Source organism: Rhodoluna miladensis (SeqCode) (assembly GCF_965234705.1).
Lineage (GTDB): Bacteria > Actinomycetota > Actinomycetes > Actinomycetales > Microbacteriaceae > Rhodoluna > Rhodoluna miladensis.
The window spans coordinates 18,613-40,592 of sequence record NZ_OZ248465.1 but is presented as its reverse complement, the minus strand read 5'-3'; the positions used below and the strand labels follow the sequence as shown (position 1 = coordinate 40,592).

At 49.9% G+C, this 21,980-nt stretch carries 20 protein-coding genes; 8 read left to right on the top strand and 12 right to left on the bottom strand.

The features are described 5' to 3' along the window. Positions 1-17 precede the first annotated feature (17 nt). Positions 18-1,799 (top strand): Stk1 family PASTA domain-containing Ser/Thr kinase, encoded by a 1,782-nt coding sequence (gene pknB, locus AC8GDC_RS00205; RefSeq protein ID WP_506557873.1) that lies wholly within the window; start codon positions 18-20, stop codon positions 1,797-1,799. Here pknB and AC8GDC_RS00200 read toward each other — a convergent pair. Further along, positions 1,796-2,431 carry an anthranilate synthase component II gene (locus AC8GDC_RS00200; protein WP_506557872.1) on the bottom strand — a complete coding sequence of 212 codons (636 nt, stop codon included), beginning with the start codon at positions 2,429-2,431 and terminating at the stop codon, positions 1,796-1,798. The genes pknB and AC8GDC_RS00200 overlap by 4 nt on opposite strands. Before the next feature lie 31 nt (positions 2,432-2,462). Between AC8GDC_RS00200 and AC8GDC_RS00195 the strand changes: the two genes are divergently transcribed. After that, positions 2,463-2,726, top strand: a complete 264-nt coding sequence (locus AC8GDC_RS00195; RefSeq protein WP_506557871.1) for a cell division protein CrgA — start codon at positions 2,463-2,465, stop codon at positions 2,724-2,726. A gap of 5 nt (positions 2,727-2,731) precedes the next feature. On the opposite strand, the gene AC8GDC_RS00190 is transcribed toward AC8GDC_RS00195, so the two are convergent. After that, positions 2,732-3,382, bottom strand: coding sequence for a rhomboid family intramembrane serine protease (locus AC8GDC_RS00190; protein WP_506557870.1), 651 nt, complete (start codon positions 3,380-3,382; stop codon positions 2,732-2,734). 13 nt (positions 3,383-3,395) lie between these two features. Beyond that, the gene (locus AC8GDC_RS00185) at positions 3,396-3,926 is read right to left on the bottom strand and encodes a peptidylprolyl isomerase (protein ID WP_506557869.1); all 531 of its coding nucleotides are present in this window, start codon (positions 3,924-3,926) and stop codon (positions 3,396-3,398) included. 15 nt (positions 3,927-3,941) lie between these two features. Between AC8GDC_RS00185 and AC8GDC_RS00180 the strand changes: the two genes are divergently transcribed. Further along, positions 3,942-4,988, top strand: coding sequence for an Eco57I restriction-modification methylase domain-containing protein (locus AC8GDC_RS00180; protein ID WP_506557868.1), 1,047 nt, complete (start codon positions 3,942-3,944; stop codon positions 4,986-4,988). Here the strand turns inward: AC8GDC_RS00180 and AC8GDC_RS00175 are convergent. The 4 genes from AC8GDC_RS00175 to hutU form a co-directional block, all read right to left on the bottom strand. Further along, positions 4,985-6,664, bottom strand: coding sequence for a sensor histidine kinase (locus AC8GDC_RS00175; protein WP_506557867.1), 1,680 nt, complete (start codon positions 6,662-6,664; stop codon positions 4,985-4,987). The two genes, AC8GDC_RS00180 and AC8GDC_RS00175, sit on opposite strands and share 4 nt — an antisense overlap. An 89-nt stretch (positions 6,665-6,753) precedes the next feature. Next, positions 6,754-8,244 (bottom strand): histidine ammonia-lyase, encoded by a 1,491-nt coding sequence (gene hutH / locus AC8GDC_RS00170; RefSeq protein WP_506557866.1) that lies wholly within the window; start codon positions 8,242-8,244, stop codon positions 6,754-6,756. Then, positions 8,245-9,429: an imidazolonepropionase gene (gene hutI, locus AC8GDC_RS00165; RefSeq protein ID WP_506557865.1), complete on the bottom strand. Its 1,185-nt coding sequence runs from the start codon at positions 9,427-9,429 to the stop codon at positions 8,245-8,247. Between the two features lie 4 nt (positions 9,430-9,433). Beyond that, the gene (gene hutU, locus AC8GDC_RS00160) at positions 9,434-11,098 is read right to left on the bottom strand and encodes a urocanate hydratase (protein WP_506557864.1); all 1,665 of its coding nucleotides are present in this window, start codon (positions 11,096-11,098) and stop codon (positions 9,434-9,436) included. A gap of 94 nt (positions 11,099-11,192) precedes the next feature. On the opposite strand from hutU, the gene AC8GDC_RS00155 reads away from it, so the two are divergent. Then, positions 11,193-12,077, top strand: coding sequence for an arginase family protein (locus AC8GDC_RS00155; protein WP_506557863.1), 885 nt, complete (start codon positions 11,193-11,195; stop codon positions 12,075-12,077). Between the two features lie 12 nt (positions 12,078-12,089). Here AC8GDC_RS00155 and AC8GDC_RS00150 read toward each other — a convergent pair whose 3' ends face one another. The 3 genes from AC8GDC_RS00150 to AC8GDC_RS00140 form a co-directional block, all read right to left on the bottom strand. Next, positions 12,090-13,409 carry an aldehyde dehydrogenase family protein gene (locus tag AC8GDC_RS00150; RefSeq protein WP_506558476.1) on the bottom strand — a complete coding sequence of 440 codons (1,320 nt, stop codon included), beginning with the start codon at positions 13,407-13,409 and terminating at the stop codon, positions 12,090-12,092. A gap of 140 nt (positions 13,410-13,549) precedes the next feature. Next, positions 13,550-13,801 (bottom strand): hypothetical protein, encoded by a 252-nt coding sequence (locus AC8GDC_RS00145; RefSeq protein ID WP_506557862.1) that lies wholly within the window; start codon positions 13,799-13,801, stop codon positions 13,550-13,552. Between the two features lie 70 nt (positions 13,802-13,871). Continuing rightward, the gene (locus AC8GDC_RS00140; protein WP_506557861.1) at positions 13,872-15,356 is read right to left on the bottom strand and encodes an APC family permease; all 1,485 of its coding nucleotides are present in this window, start codon (positions 15,354-15,356) and stop codon (positions 13,872-13,874) included. Between the two features lie 166 nt (positions 15,357-15,522). On the opposite strand from AC8GDC_RS00140, the gene AC8GDC_RS00135 reads away from it, so the two are divergent. Continuing rightward, on the top strand, positions 15,523-16,335 hold the full coding sequence (locus tag AC8GDC_RS00135) for an acetoacetate decarboxylase family protein (RefSeq protein WP_506557860.1): 813 nt from the start codon (positions 15,523-15,525) through the stop codon (positions 16,333-16,335). Positions 16,336-16,347: 12 nt separating this feature from the next. Here the strand turns inward: AC8GDC_RS00135 and AC8GDC_RS00130 are convergent, their stop codons facing one another. Continuing rightward, positions 16,348-17,700 carry a glutamine synthetase family protein gene (locus AC8GDC_RS00130; protein ID WP_506557859.1) on the bottom strand — a complete coding sequence of 451 codons (1,353 nt, stop codon included), beginning with the start codon at positions 17,698-17,700 and terminating at the stop codon, positions 16,348-16,350. Between the two features lie 123 nt (positions 17,701-17,823). On the opposite strand from AC8GDC_RS00130, the gene AC8GDC_RS00125 reads away from it, so the two are divergent. Next, entirely contained in the window at positions 17,824-18,531 is a 708-nt protein-coding gene (locus AC8GDC_RS00125; protein ID WP_506557858.1) for a type 1 glutamine amidotransferase, read from the top strand. On the opposite strand, the gene AC8GDC_RS00120 is transcribed toward AC8GDC_RS00125, so the two are convergent. After that, complete coding sequence (locus AC8GDC_RS00120) at positions 18,524-19,759, bottom strand: cytochrome P450 (protein WP_506557857.1); 1,236 nt, start codon at positions 19,757-19,759, stop codon at positions 18,524-18,526. The two genes, AC8GDC_RS00125 and AC8GDC_RS00120, sit on opposite strands and share 8 nt — an antisense overlap. A 157-nt stretch (positions 19,760-19,916) precedes the next feature. On the opposite strand from AC8GDC_RS00120, the gene AC8GDC_RS00115 reads away from it, so the two are divergent. Further along, on the top strand, positions 19,917-20,417 hold the full coding sequence (locus AC8GDC_RS00115) for a MarR family winged helix-turn-helix transcriptional regulator (RefSeq protein WP_506557856.1): 501 nt from the start codon (positions 19,917-19,919) through the stop codon (positions 20,415-20,417). Between the two features lie 94 nt (positions 20,418-20,511). After that, a complete protein-coding gene (locus tag AC8GDC_RS00110; protein WP_506557855.1) occupies positions 20,512-21,978 on the top strand; it encodes an aldehyde dehydrogenase in 1,467 nt (488 codons plus the stop codon). The last annotated feature ends 2 nt before the right edge of the window (positions 21,979-21,980 follow it).

The window sequence follows — 21,980 nt, the reverse complement described above, 5'->3', positions numbered from 1 at the left end:
GAACGGGGTAGGACGAATTGTCTGATCAAGAGCGCGTATTAGCTGGTCGCTACCAGGTGGGCGAGATCATCGGCCGCGGCGGTATGGCTGATGTATTTGAGGGAGTCGATCTTCGCCTAGGGCGAAAGATTGCCATCAAACTACTCAAGTCCGACCTCGCCAATGACGAGAACTTCGAATCCCGCTTTGCTCAGGAAGCTCAGGCTTCAGCGAAGATGGCTCACCCGACCATTGTTCGCATCTATGACGCCGGCGAAGAAATCACTACCGACTCCAACGGCAACGTTCGAAAGACACCGTTTATTGTCATGGAATACGTCAAGGGCAAACTCCTTAGAGATTTGATGCACGAGCGCAAGCTAACTTCTAGTGAAGCGGTTGGCTACGCCAAGGGCGTGCTTACCGCCCTTGAGTATTCACACAAGGCTGGAATCATCCACCGCGACATCAAAGCCTCAAACATCATGGTCACCGAAGATGGCCAAGTCAAAGTCATGGACTTTGGCATTGCCCGCGCAATCTCTGATTCTTCCGCAACCCAGGCTCACACCTCGGGCATTGTTGGAACCGCCCAGTACTTCTCCCCTGAACAAGCAAGAGGCGAAGCAGTCGATGCCAGAACGGATCTTTACTCAACCGGTGTTGTGCTGTACGAAATGCTGGCAGGCCGTCCTCCGTTTAAGGGAGATACTGCAGTATCCGTTGCCTACCAACACGTCAGTGAAAAAGTCACTCCACCGTCGGCACACAACGCTGACATAACACCTGAAATGGACCAGGTTGTTCTAAACGCCCTTGCCAAAGATCGCGGCGAGAGATTCCAGACTGCCGAAGAATTCAGAGATCACTTGCTAGCTGCCGCCAATGGCCAGGCCTTGCAGAAAAAAGCACCTTTGAATAAAACAGTTCCAGTTGCTGCGCAACCGACACAGGTTATTGAGTCAACTCAGACTGAAGTTATCGGCGAGATTCAACCGGAAGATTTCTTCAAGGAATTGGGTGTTGATGTAAATTCCAATACCGAAACCAGTGCAATCAGAATTCAAAACGCTTCTAGAAGTGAAAGGCCTGCGGCTGGTGTGCTGTGGGGTGTTGGATCTGGTGCGTCAGTAGTACTTATTGGTTTGATCATTTGGCTACTTACCTTAGGCGGAACCTTCCAACCTCTTCTTCCGCCAGCAAATTCAGGTATTCCTGTGGCTGATGTTTCAGGCGCTCTGTTTGACGATGGAGCACAAGCTCTTCGTGATCAGGGACTACTTGTTCTAAGAATCACTGAAGCAAGTGATGAGATCGCAGCCGGAGTAATCATTCGAACCGATCCCCCAGCTGGAACCAAAGTTCCAGAGCGAACCACAATCGAAATTGTGGTGTCTTCAGGAAAACTTGAAGTTGCAGTGCCGCTTTTGACCAATCTCACTGAAGAAGCCGCCAGAGCAGCTCTCGAGAGTGCCGGATTGGTACTTGGTGTTATCTCGCCTGCGAACTCAGCGAGCGTTGTTAAGGGTTCGGTAATCGAATCTGTTCCTGCAGCCAACGAGCGAGTGCCTGGAGGTTCAACCGTGAACTTGCTGGTTTCCGATGGTCAAGTCCAAGTTCCGAACGTTGAGAACTTGACCATTTCCGAAGCTCAGCGAATCATGCAGGCGCCTGAAGTTGGTTTCAGTGTTGTTATTGCTCAGCCAACGGCTTGCTCGGGAACAGTTGGAACACTAGTTGCGACTCAGTCGATTCCAGCAGGTCTTGCGCCTCAGCGCTCGAGTATTACCTTGACGCTGAACTGTGTGGCTACTGGCTAGAGATTTACCATCGGGGAAAGTGACTTGGCTTTTTCTGCTGCGCCTTTAAGTCCGATTGATTCCAACCAGTTGCCTAGCATCTGATAGCCGCCTTGAGTCATTACGGACTCCGGGTGAAACTGAACTCCGTAAATTGGTTTGGTTGCGTGCTGCAAACCCATGATCACGCCTCCCTTGGTGCGGGAGGTGACGATTAGATCTTCAGGAACGGTCCCATCCAGCACAGCAAGTGAGTGATAGCGGGTAGCGCGGAAAGATTTTGGAACATCTTTGAAAATCAAACTGTTGTCGTGCTCGATATCTGAAGTCTTGCCGTGCATTAGTTCTTCTGCTGACTGCACTGTTGCACCCATTGCCTCTGCAATGGCCTGGTGGCCCAGGCAAACACCGAATACCGGTTGGTTGGTTTGAAGTGCTTCTTTGACCACTGGAATGCTAAGGCCTGCATCGGCCGGGGTACCGGGACCTGGGGAGATAAGGACGCCATCGTATTTGGCCATTAGGGCGGGTAGCTCGGATGCTTCGATGGCGTCGTTTCTGATCACGTCTGTCTCGGCACCCAACTGCTGCAGGTAGCCATTTAGCGTGTATACGAAGCTGTCGTAGTTATCCAGCACGAGAATCTTGGTCATTTGTGTAAAGCCTAGTTGTAGAATTGAGCTCATGTCTGAACTAAATAACCTACCGAATTCAAAGCCATCTAAAAAATCTCAGGGCGATTCCGGGGAGTCACTGAACCCAGTTTGGTTCAAGCCCGTGATGTTTGGCTTCATGATTGTTGGGCTTATCTGGATCATCACTTACTACGTGACCAGCGCTCAGTTCCCGCTTGGAGCAGCAACTCCTCTAAACGTTGGAAACTGGAACATCCTTATTGGTTTTGGAATTGCAATGGTGGGCTTCATGATGACCACCCGTTGGAAGTAATTCCTCTAGAAACCAAAAGGCAGTCGGAAGATAACTCCCGCTACCGTTGCAACAGCAATCAATCCAATAACACCCAGCACTTGTATCTTTTGGCTTAGGCCTGATTTATATCTAGTGCGTGCGTAAACAGCAGTCACTGCCATTCCTGCCAGCAGTCCACCTAAGTGACCTTGCCAAGAAATTCCTGGCACCAAGAATCCAAAAGCCAAGTTCACGGCGATTAGTCCAACTAGCAATCCTGAATTATCGCCAATTGCTCTAAGCATGATCAGGTAAGCACCCATAAGCCCAAAGAAAGCACCGGAGGCGCCAACTACCGGAACAACCGGTTCGCTAAGCCACAGCACCATCGCTGATCCGCCGAAAATAGAAACTAGGTAAAGAACCAAAAACCGAACGGGTCCGAGCATCGGTTCGATAACTCGGCCGAAGATATAGATCGAGTAGATGTTTAGCAGGATGTGCCAGAAACTATCAGTTGAGTGAACAAACCCTGCAGTGATCATTCGCCACGGTTCGATGACCGTTAGAAGTGGTGCGTAGAAAAGTGTCGTGGTTAGGGTGGATCCCGGAATCACCTGCAAAAGCCAAATGACCAGATTGATCATTATCAGCGAGATGGTAACTCTCGGCTGATCCGATTTCAATCTGGCCATTTGGTTTTAGAAACTAAAGTGTTTCTGCAGAAATTGACTCGATTACAACATCGTCGATTGGCTTGTCCTGAGCACCGGTTTCAACAGCCTGAATCTTGTCAACAACCCTGCGGCTGTCTTCATCAACAACATCACCGAAGACAGTGTGCTTGCCAAATAGCCAGGTGGTTGGAACAGTGGTGATAAACCATTGAGAACCGTTGGTGCCAGGTCCTGCGTTGGCCATGGCTAGCTTGTAAGGCTCGTTGAAGGTTAGTTCCGGGTGAATCTCATCACCGAAGTTATAACCTGGGCCTCCCATACCGGTACCGGTTGGGTCACCGCCTTGAATCATGAAATCAGGAATGATGCGGTGGAAGATCACGCCGTTGTAAAGGGGAGTTCCCTTTGGCTGTGGTCCGCGTTTTGGATGGGTCCATTCAATGGATCCATCTGCAAGGCCGATGAAGTTCTCAACGGTCTTGGGTGCGTGTAGAGCAAAAAGGTTGACCTTGATGCTTCCTAGGTTGGTTTTGATTGTTGCTACATGGGTATGTGAAGTCATGGTTACTATTGTGCCATGAGTTCAAATCGGCCGCTTGGCCGCATGCTGGTTTCCAAGGCCAAGAACCGAACCGTTGAGGTAGATATCGACAAAGTCTCCTTAGGTTCTTTCTACACAACCAAATCCGGCTGGCTCACCGATCAAGTTAGACAATTCCTAGAAAAAGCGCTGTCTGAATCCAAAGGAAACCTTCTGGATCCCTTTGCAGGCGATGGTCACCTGCTAGAAGCAATTAAGTCCGATTCAGTTCTTGGGGCCCAAGTAAAACTAGCAACTGGCTTCGATATTCAAGGAGACCTGTTTCCAGTAAACGATTCACTGATTGCAATCCCAAATCCACAACGTGCGGTGATTGTCACAAATCCGCCGTATCTGGCAAATCACTCAGCAAAGCGCAAGGGCGTCGATCAGCTAGTTGCCAAATACTTCGCCGGTTCAACTCAGAAGAACCTCTACCGAATTGCGCTTGAGAAAGCTCTGGAGTCAGCCGATTACGTTGTTGCAATTATCCCTGAGACGTTCCTTCTTTCTACCTTTCCAAAGCACCGACTAGAGCTTGCAGTAGTTATTCAAGATTCACTTTTTGGCGATACCGATGCACCGGCTTTGGTTGCATGCTTTACAAAAGAGAGTTGCGCTGACGCGCACATCTTTACTGGCAACCAAAGCATCGGAAACCTAAGGGCCATTCTTGCTCTTCGAGAATCAACTGCCCCAAAGCACCCGATAGTTTTCAATGATCCGAATGGTCGCATTGGATTGCGGGCGGTGGATGGTAGCGATGGGAAGACACCGATTGCTTTTGTTGCTGCTCGTGACTTTGGTTATCCGAGTGATTCGGTTGCCGTCTCTTCGCGACTTATGACTTACCTGGAAGTTCCAGGTGTAGCGGATGAAGACATACCTGAATTGATTTCAAAGGCTAATGGCATGCTTGCTTCAATAAGAATGCGTTCTGGCGATCTTGTGCTGGCGCCATTCAAGGGAAACAACAAAGCAGGGAAAAGGCGCAGGAGATTAGATTATGCGCTGGCCAGAAGGATCTTGAACAAGTGCATTTAGATGTTGCTGCTCTTTGCCTTTCCTACCGGTATCTGTGCTCGAAGAACTGTCCCTGAATTAGGTTGCTTAGTTAATGACCACGGATAAGCAATTTCGTCGAGTAGCTGGCTGCCCAGTCCACTTGATCTGGATTTGCTCAAGGCCTTGCCTTGGTTGGAAATTTCGATTGTGACAAAGCCTGGTTTCTCGCTTTGGAATCTCACTACTGCTTTCTTGGCAGAGCCGTGCCTAAAGGCGTTGCTAAGGCCTTCCTTGATGATCTCGTTGGCACAAAAGCCCGCCCAAAGATCAGCCGATAGGTTTTCAAACTCAGGACCTTTTGTATCCACCTGGACATTCATGATTCCATCCCAAGTTTTCTTCTGCTGTTTGATTGCAAGTTTTAGATCAAAAGATTTGGCCTTCGGGCCACTAAGGCCCTTTTTAGCTTGCACCACGTGCTTGGAAATCTTGTCTAGGTCTGCCGCGCTTAGATCCCCTGCTTTTAGTCTCGCAAGCGCTGCGGTTAGAGACGCTTGCACGGTTCCGTGAATTGTTAGTGCCCAGCGGCGTTTTTCAACCCAGACCCTTTGATTGAGCAGTCCAAGCTCTCTTTCAATGCGCGTGTTGTTCTTGGCAATTTCTGTCAAGAAGTCACTGCGGTTGGTCTCTTGAACTGCTTCAAGTCCAACGGCGAAAATTGTGAAGGTCAGGGTTATAAGTGTCATCAACACGACAAACTGTGCTGATTGCTCTGGGTAACCCACGAACAGAAGAATTGCGTAGTTGATAAGTACAAGCTGAACTATTAGATATAGGTACTGACGTATTGCGGTTTGAAATGAAACCAGTTTTTGTCTGCAAAGTGAGATTCTCACAATAGATATCAGAGCGTAATTAATCAGCGAGATTAGGGCGCCAAGCGGAGCCCAATCAGCGTTTTCGAAGATGTATAGCGAGAACGGCAGTACGCCAAGCAAAAGTATAAGAATCCAGAATGGACTAATCGCAAGATCGGCCTGAACGCCTGGTGGAATTCTAAACAGGGTTGTTCGACTCACACCTGGTTGCAGGTTCGCACTGTCAATTGATTTGCTGAACGACCTCAAGCTTTTGTTGAGAGGTCGCACCTGATTTTCAAGAATGTCGCTTAGATCCCGCGTGACGGAGTTTCGAAGTCTCAGACTTAGTTTTTGGCCTCTGAGTAGTCGGGTGATTTCACTAAGTCTTGGCTCTACAACTTTCCTTGTGTCGGCGGCTAACTTGGAGTGAATTTGAGTCACTTCCCTGCGAGTTGCTCTTCGCAGCTGGTTTAGCTGATTCTGGGTTCTCAGCAATCCTCGTAGGGCATTTGAGTATCCTTTGTTGATTTCGAGGATGTTCGTTAGGGCAACAAATAGCAGTACTCCCAGCACCACACCGGAGCCGATGCGCGCTTCAATGTCAAACTCTGAAACCAAGCCTTCGCCAAAGGAAATCTCGCCTACCCAAACAACTCGAACAATTCCTGCGAGGCCGGCGAGTATCACGTTTGCTAAAGCCGAAGGATGTTTGGCTTGGAAGCGGTCAAACCCAAAGAGTTTGACAATAATGACAAGACCGGTGGCAATTAAGTGAGCACTTGTCCAAATTGGCAACCAAAGCCAGCTTGCCGAATCATAGGCAACAACGTCGAACAGAATCTGCGGAATGAACAAAAGTAGATACGACCACCAGAAAAGTCGCCAGTTGAATAGGTTTGGGCCAGCAAGTCTTCTATAGGTGGCCGATTGCCTCCAAGACAGATTCAATCCTTAAGTAACCTCTCCGCAGCTTCAAGTTCCGGAGCTAGGAAACGATCTGGTCCAACCCCAGGAACTTCTTTACGAAGTTTAGCCAGAAGTGCTCCGGTGATTGGGGCTGGCTTTAGAGGAGCTCGCATATCCAGTGCACGAGCAGCGGTGACTAGCTCGATTGCAACAACTCTTCTTAGGTTGTCAACGACTTTGCGCAGTTTTCTTCCTGCGTGCCAACCCATAGACACATGATCTTCCTGCATCGCGGAAGAAGGAATCGAGTCCACGCTTGCAGGAACAGATAATCTCTTGTTCTCGGAAACCAATCCAGCTTGGGTGTATTGCGCAATCATCAAGCCAGAATCAACTCCGGCATCTCCTGCCAAAAACGGAGTCAAGCCATTTGAGCGGTAGCGATCGAGCATTCGATCTGTTCTTCTTTCCGAAATGGAAGAAAGGTCAGTTGCAGCGATTGCTAGAAAGTCCAGCACATAACCGACCGGTGCACCGTGGAAGTTACCGTTTGATGTAACTTCGCCGGATTCCAAAACAACCGGGTTATCAATTGTTGCTGCTAGCTCACGGGTTGCAACCAAGGTTGCATGTGTGATCGTGTCACGCACCGCACCTGCAACCTGTGGTGCACAGCGAAGTGAATAGGCATCTTGCACTCGATCGTCGCCCTCGCGGTGTGATGCAACAACCTCAGAGCCTGCAAGTGCTGCAAACATATTTGCTGCACTTTTTGCCTGACCTGGATGTGGGCGAAGTGGTTCGTGTAGTTCAGGTCTGTAGACCTGGTCTGTTCCCATTTGAGCCTCAACGCTCATCGCCGCTACAACATCAGCTTGATCGCAAATTTTGTTTAGATCATGCAACGCAAGCACCAGCATGCCGAGCATGCCATCTGTTCCATTGATAAGTGCAAGGCCTTCTTTTTCACGGAGTTCAATTGGTTTGATCCCCGCTGCTGCAAGAAGTTCAGGAACTGGCTTTTCGATGCCGTCTGGACCAACTGCACGTCCTTCGCCCATCAGGACAAGTGCGCAATGTGCAAGTGGTGCTAGATCGCCACTGCAGCCTAAAGATCCGTACTCGTGAACAATCGGTGTTATCTGGGCATTTATCAAATCTGCATAAGTGGTTGCAAGTTCTGGACGAACACCGGTTCGACCGCTAACAAGAGTCTTTAGGCGAAGCAGCATCAGGGCTCTAACAACTTCCTTTTCAACCGGGTCCCCCATGCCTGCGGCATGGGATCGAATCAAAGACTTTTGCAACTGAACGCGGTCCTCTGGTGCGATGTGTCTATTTGCTAGCGCGCCAAAGCCAGTTGAGATGCCATAGACCGGAACGTCGGCTTGAGCCAAGGTCTCGATGTGAGCACGGGTGGCTGCCATCTTCGTAAGCGCTTCCTTGGAGATTTCGATCTTGGCGCCGTTTCTGGAAACCTCAACCACCTGCTCCATGGTCAGTCCAGATGAGTTCAGTGTGATGGTCATTTAGTTTCCGTCCTGGTGCCTATAAATGGTTTTGCCGCTTTTGATTACTTGTGAGATCTGATCCACCCCTGGGCGATAGCCAAGGTGTCTAAAACTAGGTGCCGAAAGAACAGATAGGTCTGCACTCATGCCAACAGTCAGTGCCCCGACATCACTTCGTCTTAGCGCTTTCGCGCCACCCATGGTCGCGGACCAAATAGCCTGCTCGGGACTAAAGCCCATGTCCCTGATTGCTACCGCGATACAAAAACTCATTGATGTTGTGTAGCTAGAGCCTGGGTTGCAGTCCGTAGCAAGGGCAACTGTGACACCTGCAGCAAAGAGTTTCTTAGCGTCTGGGTAGGTAGCTCTGGTTGAAAACTCAGCTCCTGGAAGCAAGGTGGCAACGGTGTTGGAGCTAGAGAGTGCTTCGATATCTTTGCCAGACAGGTATGTGCAGTGGTCGGCCGATGCGCAATCAAGCTCAACTGCCAGCTGCACACCGCCGCCTTGAGCTAGCTGATTGGCGTGAATTCTAGGCTTTAGGCCCTTGGCGATTCCTGCCTGCAGAATCGCACGCGACTGATCAACATCGAATGCTCCAACATCGCAAAACACATCTATCCACTTGGCGTGCGGTGCGCAAGCCTCTAGCATCTCGCCAGTCACTAGTGACACGTACTCATCTGCTTTACCTGCGTAGTCTTCTGGAACAACGTGGGCCCCAAGAAAGGTTGTTTCGCTGGTGTGCTTTGCGGCTATTGCAAGTGAGCGAGCTTCGTCCTTGACTGTAAGTCCATAGCCTGATTTAGATTCAAAAGTAGTGATCCCGGAGCGAATCATTTCGTTTCGGAGGCTAACAAAGTTAGCTTCTAGTTCGGCATCGCTTGCTGCTCTTGTTTTTGCAACAGTTAATTTGATTCCGCCAGCTGAGTACTTTTCACCGTTCATGCGAGCTTCAAACTCTTTTGCTCTATCTCCTGCAAAAACCATGTGTGCATGGGAATCAACAAAGCCTGGGATCACGCCCATACCTTGCGCATCAATAACTTGATCGGCAGCGGGTGCTAATCCGGAATTTCCGACCCAAGCTACTTGTCCGTTTTCAATTACCAGTGATGCATTTTCAAGTTCGCCGAGTATGCCGGATCCAAGATTTGGATCATTGGTAACAAGTGAACCAATGTTGGTAATTGCAACAGACATGTTTTTATTCGGTGTCGAGCATTGGCACGTGAACGTGCTTGGCTCTTGCGACGCCTTCTGCTTCCTTGTATCCGGCATCTACGTGACGAATCACTCCCATGCCAGGGTCGTTAGTCAAAACGCGATTTAGTTTCTCGGCTGCAAGATCAGTTCCGTCTGCAACGGACACTTGACCGGCGTGAATGGACCTTCCGATTCCAACACCACCACCGTGGTGAATTGAAACCCAAGAAGCACCGCTTGCGATGTTGATCATCGCGTTTAGTAGTGGCCAGTCGGCGATTGCATCAGAGCCATCGAGCATCGCTTCGGATTCGCGATAAGGAGAAGCAACCGAACCACAATCCAAATGATCGCGTCCAATAACAATCGGAGCTGACACTTCGCCTTTTTTGACTAGGTCATTGAACACAGCTCCTGCTTTGTCACGCTCGCCGTAACCGAGCCAACAAATTCTTGCAGGAAGGCCTTGGAACTGCACGCGGTCTTGAGCCATCTTGATCCAGCGGTGCAAGTGAGCGTTGTCTGGGAACAGATCAAGAATTGCCTGATCGGTGCGATAGATATCTTTCTTATCCCCCGATAGTGCAACCCAGCGGAAGGGGCCCTTACCTTCGCAAAACAAAGGTCTTATGTATGCCGGGATAAATCCTGGGAACTTGAAGGCGTCTTTGTATCCGCCCTTGCGAGCTTCATCACGAATTGAGTTTCCATAGTCGAATACTTCGGCGCCTTTAGCCATGAAGCCAACCATGGCTTCGACATGCTTAGCCATTGCGGCTTCCGCGCGGATTGTGAAATCTGCTGGGTCTTTCTCAGCCATTTCTCTGGCGTCCTCAACAGATACGCCTTCAGGGATGTAATAAAGCGGATCGTGAGCCGAAGTTTGATCGGTGACGATATCGATTGGAACATCGCGCTTTAGAAGTTCCGCGAAAATAGTTGCTGCATTGCCAGCAAGTCCAACTGAGATTGCTTTCTTTTCTGCCTTGTATTTGAGAACTCGATCGATCGCATCATCAAGATTGTCGGCTAGTTCATCGAGGTAGCGATCTTGAATACGCCTGCGAAGACGAGATTCGTCGACGTCAATAATCAAGCAGGTTCCCTCGTTCATAGTCACAGCTAGTGGCTGAGCTCCACCCATACCTCCGCAACCACCGGTCAGAGTTAGTGTTCCGGCCAGCGTTCCACCAAAGCGCTTGGCAGCTACCGCTGCAAATGTTTCGTAGGTTCCCTGCAGGATTCCCTGAGTTCCGATATAGATCCAAGAACCTGCAGTCATCTGCCCATACATAGTCAGGCCAAGTTGCTCGAGGCGCCTGAATTCTGGCCAGTTGGCCCAGTCGCCAACCAAGTTGGAGTTGGCAAGTATTACTCGAGGAGCCCATTCGTGGGTGCGGAATACGCCAACTGGCTTTCCGGATTGGACCAGCATGGTCTCGTCGTTTTCTAGGTTTGTGAGGGTATTTACCATCGCGTCAAAGCTTGCCCAGTTGCGAGCTGCTTTACCGCTGCCGCCGTAAACAATAAGTTCTTCTGGATGCTCGGCAACTGCTGGATCTAGGTTGTTATGCAGCATGCGAAGTGCTGCTTCTTGACCCCAGCCCTTGGCGGTGAGAGTTGAACCGGTGGCTGCGTGCAGATCCCCGCGGGTATAAGTGGTCATGTTTTTCTCCATCAACATCGATGTTTATAAAGCCCTGCTAACAGGGTAATCTCAAATCACTTACCCTTTAGCACTAATTCTGATTGGACCAAAAGTGAGCGAAGACGCTCTATGGCCTAGAGCCGCCAGCTGGCTAACGCCTGCAGGATCAGGCCAATACGACCTTGGACTATTTGGGGTTTTGGCATCCGAGACTTCCATTTCCGCAACCGGTGCCGATTCCACCCCGGCAGAAATCCGCGTAGCCCTGGGTAGGTATTCAACTTATAGCTGGAGCCAAAACAAGGACCTTCGGGATTTATCCTTTGCAGACTTCGGGGATTCCGAAACACCGGATTCTCCCGATGGTGAAACCCAGACTATGCAGCTTGCAAAAAGGGTCACACAAACCTCAAAACTTTCAATTGCCCTTGGAGGCGATAACTCAATCACCTATGCCGTGATGCGCGGTGTCTTTGGTGAAGAACTTTCAGATGCAGGTCTGATTACCTTCGATGCCCATCACGATCTTCGTGATGGAGTTTCCAACGGATCTCCCGTTCGACGTTTGATCGAAGCAGGACTTCCTGGAACCAGCGTTGTTCAAATTGGAATCAACGACTTTTCTAATTCGCCGCAGTATGCAGCCCGTGCCAAAGAATACGGTGTTCATGTTATTTCACGCTCGGCACTAAGAAACAGAACTGCTGAATCTGTTATAGATGAGGCGCTATCAAAGCTTGGAAGCAAAAAGTTACATGTCGATATCGACATGGATGTTTGTGACAGAGCCTTCGTACCGGCTTGTCCTGCGGCAGCACCGGGTGGAATTTCCGCTGATGAACTTCGTCAGTTTGCGTTCTTGGTTGGAAAGGCAAATCAGGTTCGCTCTGTTGACATCACCGAGATTGACGCGATGGCTGATAGCGCCGACGGCAGAACAGTTCGTCTTGGTGCTCTGGCGGTTTTGGAAATAGCCAGCGGCTATCAGAGTCGTTAGCGCTTATTAGCACTAGCTATCTGAGTTAAAGAAAACTACCTTTTCTTCTGTGAAGTGAAGCGGTGCGTCTGGTCCTAGTTCTCGACCCATTCCCGACTGCTTCATTCCGCCAAATGGTGTTGTATACCTCAGGGACGAATGAGAATTCACAGAAAGATTTCCGCTTTGAACCGCTCTTGAAACTCGGATGCCGCGACCCATATCTCTCGTCCAAATCGATCCAGATAGTCCGTACTCTGTTCCATTGGCAAGTTCGATTGCCTCGGCTTCTGTCTCGAATGGATAAACGGTCACAACCGGACCAAAGATTTCCTCCGCCATGCATTTATCGCTTGGGCTTTTTGCCACAACAACAGTTGGAGCAAACCAGAAGCCTTTTCCAGTTGGCGCACTGCCGCGAAATGCCACGTCGGCTCCATCGAGGAAACTGCTGACGTTCTCGTGGTGCGCTTTACTAACCAAAGGCCCAACCTCTGTTCCGCTAAGGCTTGGGTCTCCCACCTTCACTGCTTTGACCACCGGCTCTAAAGCTTCCATGAATTTTTCGTAGACCGACTTCTGAACCAAAATTCGGGATCTCGCGCAGCAGTCCTGCCCAGCATTTTCAAAGACCGCATATGGCGCGGTGGTGGCTGCCTTCACTACATCTGCATCTTCAAAGACGATGTTGGCGCTCTTGCCGCCGAGTTCTAAAGTCACACGCTTGATTTGATCGGCGGCGCCACGCATGATGTGCTTTCCAACCGAAGTGGAGCCAGTGAAAACAATCTTCCCGACTTTTTCATTGGTCACTAAGCGCTCTCCTACAACAGTTCCTTTTCCATTGAGAACCTGGAACAAGTTCTCAGGTAATCCTGCCTCTAATCCCAGCTCGGCCAAACGCATCGAGGTAAGTGGTGTCCACTCGGCAGGCTTTAGAACAACTGCGTTACCCGCTGCAAGAGCAGGAGCTAGGCCCCAACCTGCAATTGGCATTGGATAGTTCCACGGGGTGATCATCCCGACCACACCGATTGGTTCGTGGAAGGTCACTGCTATTCCACCCGCCACCGGTATTTGTCTACCGATTAGTCGCTCTGGTGCGCCAGCGTAGTAGTTCAAAACATCTCGAACATTCTTGGCTTCGTAGTGCGCCTGATCAATTGGATGGCCAGAATTTCTAACTTCCAATTGAGCTAAGTTTTCGATGTCGGAATCAACTGCTGTCGCGAATCGCCTCAGCAGCATCGCGCGATCGGCAGGGGCTAGTGCTGCCCATTTTTCCTGGGCCTTGACCGCTTTGTTGATTGCTTCATCGGTTTGTTTAGCGTCGAGGTGCTCAATGGTTTCCATCGACTCTTCGGTTGCCGGGTTGATAAGGGTGTAGCTCACTTTGGGCTCTCAGACTGTAAGGGTGGGTTTGTAGCTAAAGATTGCAAATGTCTCAAATGGTCAGTTGAAATCCAATTGGACAAATTTGTTGCCTGTTCAATTTAGTTTTGGGACTCGCTAATAATTAGCTTTGCGCGATGAACGGCTCTAACGAGCTCCTGCTGCCTGATGCCGAGCGCCTGCGAGACATCGGAATAAGTCTTGTGCTCGATAAGAACTCCTGTTGCAGCAGCTACTAAGTCCGCAGGAAGATTCTGAATGTGTTTAGACAATTGCTCAGGGCTCAGCGAAGCAATAAGTTTCTCGTCTGCTTGCTGCTCAAATGTGACATCAAGGTCAAATTCTTTGTCCACAATCATCCTTCCTGGAATTAACTGAGGGCCAAACTAAGTTGGCCCTCAGTTAATTGTTTTCAGATTATTCCTAAGCGAAGTCCTTGATCAGTGCAGCGTTCTTGGACTTATTGGTGGAGGAAACCACAAAACCAATAGCCATTGCAATGAATGGGGATAGCACTAGGAACCAGCCAAGGCCGCTCAATGCCCAACCGGATTCTGGTAGCGATGGGTCGACTCCATCGGCAGAAGTTCCAGCTAGCAAGTTGAAGCGGGCCATAAGCATGTAAAGCCCTGCGATAAGAAGCACGATGGATAGTCCAGGTGCGATCTTTGAGTTCCACAGGTTACCGCTTCCGTTCTTCTGGAAGAAGGCGATTACTGCAATGGAAACCAGAATCTCAACGGCCACCACAGCGATAACTGCAACACCACTCATCCAGCTAAACAGGTTCAGGAATGGATCAAGCCCAGCAGCCGCAAATGCAATGATCACTGCAGCTGCGATTACAGAGGTCAGGATTGCTCCATTTTGTGGGGCGCCAGCAGCGTTGGTGTTACCCAACGATGAAGGCATAACGCCACCGCGGCCCATAGCAAAGAAGTACCTTGCAGCAGCATTCTGGAACGCCAATAGTCCGGCGAACAAGCTGGTGACAACAAGCAGTGCCATTACCACAACGATTTCAGGTGAAACATACTCAGCTGCCAAGCTGAACAAAACAGCTGAAGGATCAGCTAGTCCGCTTGAGCGCTCAACAACCTGGTCGATGATTGCGCCTGCACCCATACCGGTAACCATTGCGAAGGAAACAACAGCGAACAATCCGCTGATGATTCCAATTGCCCAGTAGGTAGCTCTAGGGACATCGCGCTTAGGGTTTTTGGACTCTTCACCGTAGATTGCTGTTGCTTCGAATCCGATGAAGGATGCGAATGCAAATGCCAAAGCAATTCCAGCAGTTCCGGCAAAGCCACCTGCAAACACCAGGCCTAGGTCAAACGAAGCTCCGACGTTAGCGCCCTCTGGTCCACCGTTGATCAAAATTGCAACAGCGGTCACCATTAGCGAAAGCAGTTCAACTGCTAGCAGAACACCAAGAATTTTTGCTCCGATGTCAACGCTTAGAAGTGAAAGACCGGTGACTAGTAGCCAGGCGATAAGTGCCCAGACCCACCAAGCTAGATCCACACCGAACTGCGCCATGGTCAAGCCCATAGTCAATCCGAAGAATCCGTAGATTGCCAGCTGGATAGTGACGTATCCAACAATCGATGCATAAGCAGAAGCGACTCCGGCGTTTACGCCAAGACCTTTTCCGACGTAGGCAAAGAATGCTCCGGCGTTAGTTACCTTGTGGCTCATAGCTGCATAACCGACTGAGAAAATCAGAAGTGTTATTCCAACTGCCAGATAGGCACCTGGGGTGGCTGCTCCATTACCTAGGAGCATGGCTACCGGAACAGCTCCGGTCATTCCTACCAGCGGGGCACTAGCTGCCACCACGAAAAATACGATTCCCGCTACGCCAAGACGGCCTTTGCGCAGCGAGGTGCTTGATTCTTTGGCCATGAATATGGCTCCCTTCTTCATTGAATGGAGAATCGTTTGTGTCAAAACGATATGACTAATCTTGCCCTAATCGCCCGCCTGGTCAAGTCGCTAAGGGGATATTTCATCAAGAAAAATACCCAAAAATGCCTCGTTTGTACCCAAATGACTCTGTACCCTATTGTCCATGAGCAAATTACGTGGATTTCTAGCCCCTAAAACCCCGACGGGCAAAAGCGCAATCATCCCCGAGATGCCCTGGCTTTACTCGGGCACCCTTCTGACGGTTGAGTACCTAACCGATCCCAAAAACATTGCTGCCCTGCTTCCTGAGGGCGTGGAATTAGCGGACGATCAGCCAGGGGGCGTCGCAATCATTTGGGCCGACTGGCAATCCTGTTCGACATCAAAGGCAGAACTGCTAGATCCAGTTCGATCGCAGTATCTCGAAACTTTCGTTGTGATTCGCTGCAAGTACAAGGATGTTACATATTCACGCTGTGTTGCTATTTGGGTCACCAAAGATTTCGCAATTGCACGAGGTTGGTTCCAGGGCTATCCAAAGAAGCTTGGAAGCATTGCAGTCACAAGAGTTTTCAACAACGGTCAAGCAACACCAAAGCTTGAGCCCGGCGCGAAGCTAGGTGCGAGTGTGTCAGCCTACGATCACAGACTTGCTAGTGCGATTGTTACATTGCGTCAGCCCTCTGACAGCAATGGTTTTGTGAACGGTCACAAGATGCTGCACAGTCGTTGGATGCCTTCGATTACTCCAGGAAAAGGTAACTCGTTAGACCAACTTGTTTCACTTGGTTCCAGCGATGCAGAAATTGGTGTGACCTGGAGTGGTGACGCCGAAATTGTTCTTGGAGATTCGCAGTGGGACGAGTTGGGTTCAATTCTTCCAGTAGAAAAAGTACTCGGAGGTTACTACCGCGAACTAGGAGTCACCTTTGCAGGTGGAACTTTGGTTGCGGACTTTTCCGATCCAACTGTCTAAAGTCTTTTGACTTTAGAAATCTGACATGTACTCCTTGACTTCCCAGTCGGTAGTGTCTCGAGTGTTCGGATCAGAAACAGCTTCTTTGTAGCGCTTTACTTCATCGCGCTTCAAGATTTGGAAGACATCAACAATAGGCCCAGCTAGCAAATCACGAAGTACGGTGTCAGCTTCGAGTTCATCCAGCGCAGCTTCCAAGCTCATCGGAAGTACCGGGGCCGATTCGTTTTCATAAGACAGTCCAACAACTGGCTCTGGTGCCTTTAGCTTGCTTTGGATCCCATCCAAACCAGCAGCCAAAATTGCAGCAATCATCAGATATGGGTTTGCAGCTCCATCAGCAACTCGAACTTCGAGCCTGGTTCCGGCTCCGTGCTCTGGCGGGATGCGAACCATTGCTGAACGGTTATCGAATCCCCAGTTCGCGCGGTAAGGCGCGAGCGTGTCAGGGCCGAGTCTCTTGAAGGCGTTGATTGTTGGGTTACAGATGGCTGTCAGTGCAGCAGCGTGCTTGGTGATACCAGCGATTATCTGGAGACCAACTTCGCTAAGTCCAGTGCCGCCATCGTGCATTAGGTTCTTGCCCTTACCATCTTCTACCGAGAAGTGAAGGTGGAATCCGCTTCCACCCTCATCGCTCCATGGCTTACCGCAGAAGGTTGCGTGCTGACCGGCCCTCGCAACAACTTCTTTCACTGCAGTTTTGAAAAGAAGTGTTCGATCAGCGGCATCTACTGCTGGACCATGCCAAAAGTTAATCTCGTACTGGGATGGGCTGAATTCATGGTTACCGGCAAATACGCCGATGTCCATTTGGTCAACCATACGAAGAAGATTTAGGAAAGTACCCTTAGGGTCAACTACAGATCCAGAAGTGTAAACCTGTCCCTTGTGTTCGATAGCCCTGCGGTACTTTCCGTTCTCGTCCTGTTCTGCGATGTAAAACTCGAGCTCTGGTCCAACAATTGGGTGAAGTCCCAGTGCCTGGTACTTTGCAACAACAGATTCCAAAACGTTTCGCGGTGAGAGTAGGTTCTTGCTTCCGTCTGGGTTGTTTGCTCCTGCAACGGCGTATGCCACTCCAGGTTCCCAGGGAAGTGGGCGCCATGACTCGGGCACCACTTGAGATACGAAATCTTCAAGTCCGTCAGTGACGAGATTGTTGCCATCTAGAACGTCACCGCCTGTTGTGGTCACCCACACGCCCTGACAAAAGCCTGGGCCGCCGTGATTGATGCGACCTAGCTGGGATACCAGCATGTCTTTTGCTCTGATGACGCCGAGAATATCCAAGTAAATGACTCTAAGCACGTCAATGTTCTTGGACTTGAGTTCTTTCTGAAGAGACTCTAGTGAGCTACCCATTTGCTACTCCTTTGTGGCAATGAATGCGGTGTTGAATCGTTTGGTATCTAATGAGATATACTAAAGCCATCCGGCATCGACTCGGAACCTTTTTTCTAGGCCTAATTCCTGGGGAGTGTGATTGTGAAAGCGCTATTTATTCAGCATGATCACGTCAGCCCCGTGGGCCCAGTTGGTCAAAGACTGGCCCATCATGGCTTTGAAATTGAGACCCAGCTAGTGGTACCCGAAGAAAACTTTGAATCTCCCAATGTGGCATTCGAATTTCCAAACATAGATAACTACGACCTAATCATTCCCCTAGGGGCACCTTGGGGCGCCTGGGATGATGACTGCATCGGGAACTGGCTTCAGCCGGAATTGGCATGGATCAAAAATGCCGTCGATTCTGGAAAACCCGTGCTTGGCATTTGCTTCGGTGGTCAGCTAATTGCCAGAGCTCTTGGTGGATCGGTAACTAGATCGCCTAAGGCCGAAATTGGTTGGACTTACATTTGGTCGGAAGAACCAGAACTAGTTTCAAATGGCCCGTGGTTCCAATTTCACTACGACCAATGGGTATTACCTGGTGGCGTCAAAGAAATCGCACGCAATCCCGTTTCCTCACAAGCGTTTGTTATCAATAAATCCCTCGGTGTTCAATTCCACCCCGAACTTGATTCGGCTGGACTAAAAGGTTGGCTTGACTGGGGCGGGGACAAAAAAGTCCAACAAGACGGTCAAGATCCGATTGTCATGATGAGACAGACGGTCGCTGAAGAAGAAGCCGCCAAGCAAAGAACGTTTCAATTGGTTGACAACTATCTATCGAAAGTTGCCAAACTTATCTGAGGTGAACTTTAACCGGCATTCTTTTTATGCCGTGCACAAAGTTTGACCTTAGGTAATCGATGCTTCCGGTTCGCTCCACGCGGTCGATTCGAGAAATCAAATCCTCAAACATCACTCGCATCTCAATTCGAGCTAGGGCGTTTCCCAGGCACATGTGTGGCCCTCCGCGGCCAAATGTCATGTGTTCGTTTGGATTTCTGGTTACATCCATTTTGTTTGGATCTTTGAACATTTCTGGGTCTCTGTTTCCCGAAGCAAACCAAGGCAAGACCTTCTGGCCTTCCTTGATTTTCACGCCATTGATTTCGACATCTTTGGTGGTTGTCCTTCTGAAGTGATAAACCGGTGATGCAAATCTCAAAAACTCCTCCACCGCCCAGGGGATAAGTGAAGGGTCTTCTTGTAGAAGAGCTAACTGGTCTGGGTTGTTAATCAAATTGTTCATGGTGTGAGAGATGGTGTGGCGGGTAGTTTCGTTTCCAGCAACGACTAACAAAAGGAAGTTTGTGTTGAAGTCTCGCTCTGATAGTGGAATTCCATCCGATGGGACGCCATCTGCCAAAACTGAGACTAGGTCCTTTTTTCCCTTGCCTCGACGCTGAGCTGCTAGTGCCTGACCATACTCAAATACTTCAAGTGCTGCAGGGGATCTAAATGGAACCAGGCGATACTTTTCTGATTCTGGATCTTCCATCAAAACATCGGCATGTTCAGGATCGGTGTTACCAATCATTCGGTTACCCCAGTCGATTAGTTGACCGGTGTCTTCGTCGGGAACATCCAGAATTCGAGCTAGAACTCGAATTGGAAAATCTGCGCTGACGTCTTCAACGAAATCAAATTCGCCTTTGGCAAACGCGTTGTCTAGTGTGGTGGCGGTTAAACCTCTTAGGAAAGTTTCGTATTTGCTAACCGCCTGCGGGGTGAATTCTCCTTGAAGCATTCGCCTGAGTGCTCGGTGACGCAGTCCGTCTGTTTCAAGAAGTGATCTACGAGCTTGCTCTTGCTCGGCATCAACTTCTTCAAGATTTGTGAAGCGTTCTGAGGTAAAAGTCTCTGAGTCTCGAAGGACTTTAACAATGTCGCTGTATCCCATGATCGACCAAAAGCCATGGTTGGGTGCTGCTTCTTCAGAAAAGTGTGGTTTGCCAGTGGCTCTTACTTCGGCGAATGCTTGCCAAGGGGCGCCCTTTTCGAACAGGTCTAAGTCTGCAAAGTTATAACTCATCGTTGAGCTCTCTCTTTTTTGGAGATTGTTTGGACGCTAATAATCTACACATTCCACTGGGCCTTTAGGACAAATATCTTGAAAGTCAGGGGGGAATAGTTCCTGAGGCTCGGCTATTGTCATTGTTAGGTGCCTTACAAACGAATCGGAGAAGCTGATGTCTGGAGCTCATACCCTCAGTGAGACCGAGCGACAGGTTGAAAACAAGCTCTCTGGCATGACCCTGGATTTTGACTCCATGGCTGCGATCAGCAATATCTTCCGCGCCGCCAATGCCACGAGAAACTATCTTGAACGAACTGTCCTTGGACCCCACGAGCTTTCCTGGACTGGATTTGTGGTGCTCTGGGTGTCTTGGATCTGGGAGCCTATCGAGACCAGGGTTATCGCGGAAGAGGGGGGCTTTTCTAAGGCAACCCTCACCGGCGTACTTCAAACCCTCGAGGGTAAGGGTTACCTGAAACGGGATCCTGGCACCGGGGACAAGCGCCTGGTGATCGTGACCCTGACCCCCAAGGGCAGGGCCCTTATGAAGAAGCTGTTCCCTGATTTCAACACCCACGAACAACAGGTCTTGAGCGGGTTCAGCAAGGCCGAAAAGCGCGAGCTGACTGTTGCCCTGAGGAAGATAACCGCCTTTACCGAGGCCCAGGACTAGGTTCTTTTTCGATCGTCAAAACTTCCTGTTGGCCCAAGGGCCGCGGGTGCCTTATTGTATTGTTAGTATCCGAACGAATTGCGAAGGGGCAATTGTGACTGACACCGTTGCACTAGCGGGCCTTACCGTAGACACCCGTCACTTCATCGGTGGCCAACGCGTTTCCTCATCTGAAACCTTCGACAATTTTTCTCCAATTGATGGCGCCCTGCTCGCAAAGATTTCAAAAGGAGGTCAGCGCGAAGCTGATCTAGCCGTTGCGGCAGCTCGCAAAGCTTTCCCCGAGTGGTCCAAGCTGGGACCCAAGGGCCGCGGTGAATTACTTCATCGACTAGCAGCACTAGTCGAAGAAAATCTAGAGCAGCTAGCAAATCTCGAAACGCTGGATAACGGATCATTGCTCAGGTCTCATATTCGAGGCGTCATGCCCCGAGTGGCGCTAAATCTTCGCTTCTTTGCCGATTGGGCAATCAACGATCTTCACCACGAAAGCTGGGAAACTCGCGGTCACACCAACAACATCTCCTGGGATCCTTCCGGAGTTGCAGTTTTGGTCACTCCCTGGAATGCACCGCTGATGCTTGCAACCTGGAAGATTGGTCCAGCTCTTGCCGCCGGAGACACTGTGATTTTAAAACCTGCTGAGTGGACTCCGCTTTCAGCCTCCTTCTTTGCTGACCTAACAGTGAAGGCTGGAATTCCAGCGGGAGTATTCAACGTTGTGCAAGGTTTCGGTGCTGAAGTAGGAAACGCACTAGTTTCCCACCCGGATATTTCAAGAATTTCATTCACGGGTTCGGTTCCTACGGCAAAGAAGATAGCTCACGCCGCGGCCGATAACCTAACCCCGGTTTCTTTTGAGCTGGGTGGTAAGTCTCCGACGATTGTTTTGGAAGATGCCGACTTAGATTTGGCCGCCGAACTAGCAGTTGAGCAATACGACAACGCAGGTCAGGTATGCCTTTCTGGAACTCGTTTGTTGGTGCACGAATCGGTTGCCGATGAGTTTTCCAAAAAGTTCCAAGAAAGAGCCGCGAAGCTCAAGCAGGGCGATCCAAGAGATCCTGAAACCGACATTGGGCCGCAAATCCATCCTGTTCACTTCGAGCGCATCAAAGGATTCGTAGATCGCGCAAAGAAAGACGGCATCAAGGTGGTTATGGGCGGTGAGCCCAACAGTGAGCTGGGGGGTCTGTTCTTTAGACCAACACTGATTGTCAACCCTCCGGTCGGTTCCGAAATTGTCACCTCCGAAATCTTTGGCCCGGTACTAACCATGCAGACCTTCTCAACCGATCAAGAGTTGCTCGAAATGGCCAACGGCACCGAGTTTGGTTTGGCGGCAGTGATTGTTTCGGGTAATCGTGAACATGCCAAGCGGATTGCTTCAGAGGTAGTTGCTGGAACAATATGGATCAACTGCTTCTTTGTTCGTGACCTGAAGGCTCCCTTCGGTGGTTCCAAGAAATCTGGAATCGGGCGCGAGGGTGGCAATTGGTCTTTTGATTTCTACGCAGATGTAAAGAACACAGTTATTTCACCAAATGGATGGAAGGAATAGAA

Bases quoted from the DNA above. Each gene is read 5' to 3' on its own strand.
- AC8GDC_RS00200 (WP_506557872.1), bottom strand. From the start codon at position 2,431: ATGACCAAGATTCTCGTGCTGGATAACTACGACAGCTTCGTATACACG.
- AC8GDC_RS00195 (WP_506557871.1), top strand. From the start codon at position 2,463: ATGTCTGAACTAAATAACCTACCGAATTCAAAGCCATCTAAAAAATCT.
- AC8GDC_RS00190 (WP_506557870.1), bottom strand. From the start codon at position 3,382: ATGGCCAGATTGAAATCGGATCAGCCGAGAGTTACCATCTCGCTGATA.
- AC8GDC_RS00185 (WP_506557869.1), bottom strand. From the start codon at position 3,926: ATGACTTCACATACCCATGTAGCAACAATCAAAACCAACCTAGGAAGC.
- AC8GDC_RS00180 (WP_506557868.1), top strand. From the start codon at position 3,942: ATGAGTTCAAATCGGCCGCTTGGCCGCATGCTGGTTTCCAAGGCCAAG.
- hutH (WP_506557866.1), bottom strand. From the start codon at position 8,244: ATGACCATCACACTGAACTCATCTGGACTGACCATGGAGCAGGTGGTT.
- hutI (WP_506557865.1), bottom strand. From the start codon at position 9,429: ATGTCTGTTGCAATTACCAACATTGGTTCACTTGTTACCAATGATCCA.
- hutU (WP_506557864.1), bottom strand. From the start codon at position 11,098: ATGACCACTTATACCCGCGGGGATCTGCACGCAGCCACCGGTTCAACT.
- AC8GDC_RS00150 (WP_506558476.1), bottom strand. From the start codon at position 13,409: ATGGAAACCATTGAGCACCTCGACGCTAAACAAACCGATGAAGCAATC.
- AC8GDC_RS00140 (WP_506557861.1), bottom strand. From the start codon at position 15,356: ATGGCCAAAGAATCAAGCACCTCGCTGCGCAAAGGCCGTCTTGGCGTA.
- AC8GDC_RS00135 (WP_506557860.1), top strand. From the start codon at position 15,523: ATGAGCAAATTACGTGGATTTCTAGCCCCTAAAACCCCGACGGGCAAA.
- AC8GDC_RS00130 (WP_506557859.1), bottom strand. From the start codon at position 17,700: ATGGGTAGCTCACTAGAGTCTCTTCAGAAAGAACTCAAGTCCAAGAAC.
- AC8GDC_RS00120 (WP_506557857.1), bottom strand. From the start codon at position 19,759: ATGAGTTATAACTTTGCAGACTTAGACCTGTTCGAAAAGGGCGCCCCT.
- AC8GDC_RS00115 (WP_506557856.1), top strand. From the start codon at position 19,917: ATGTCTGGAGCTCATACCCTCAGTGAGACCGAGCGACAGGTTGAAAAC.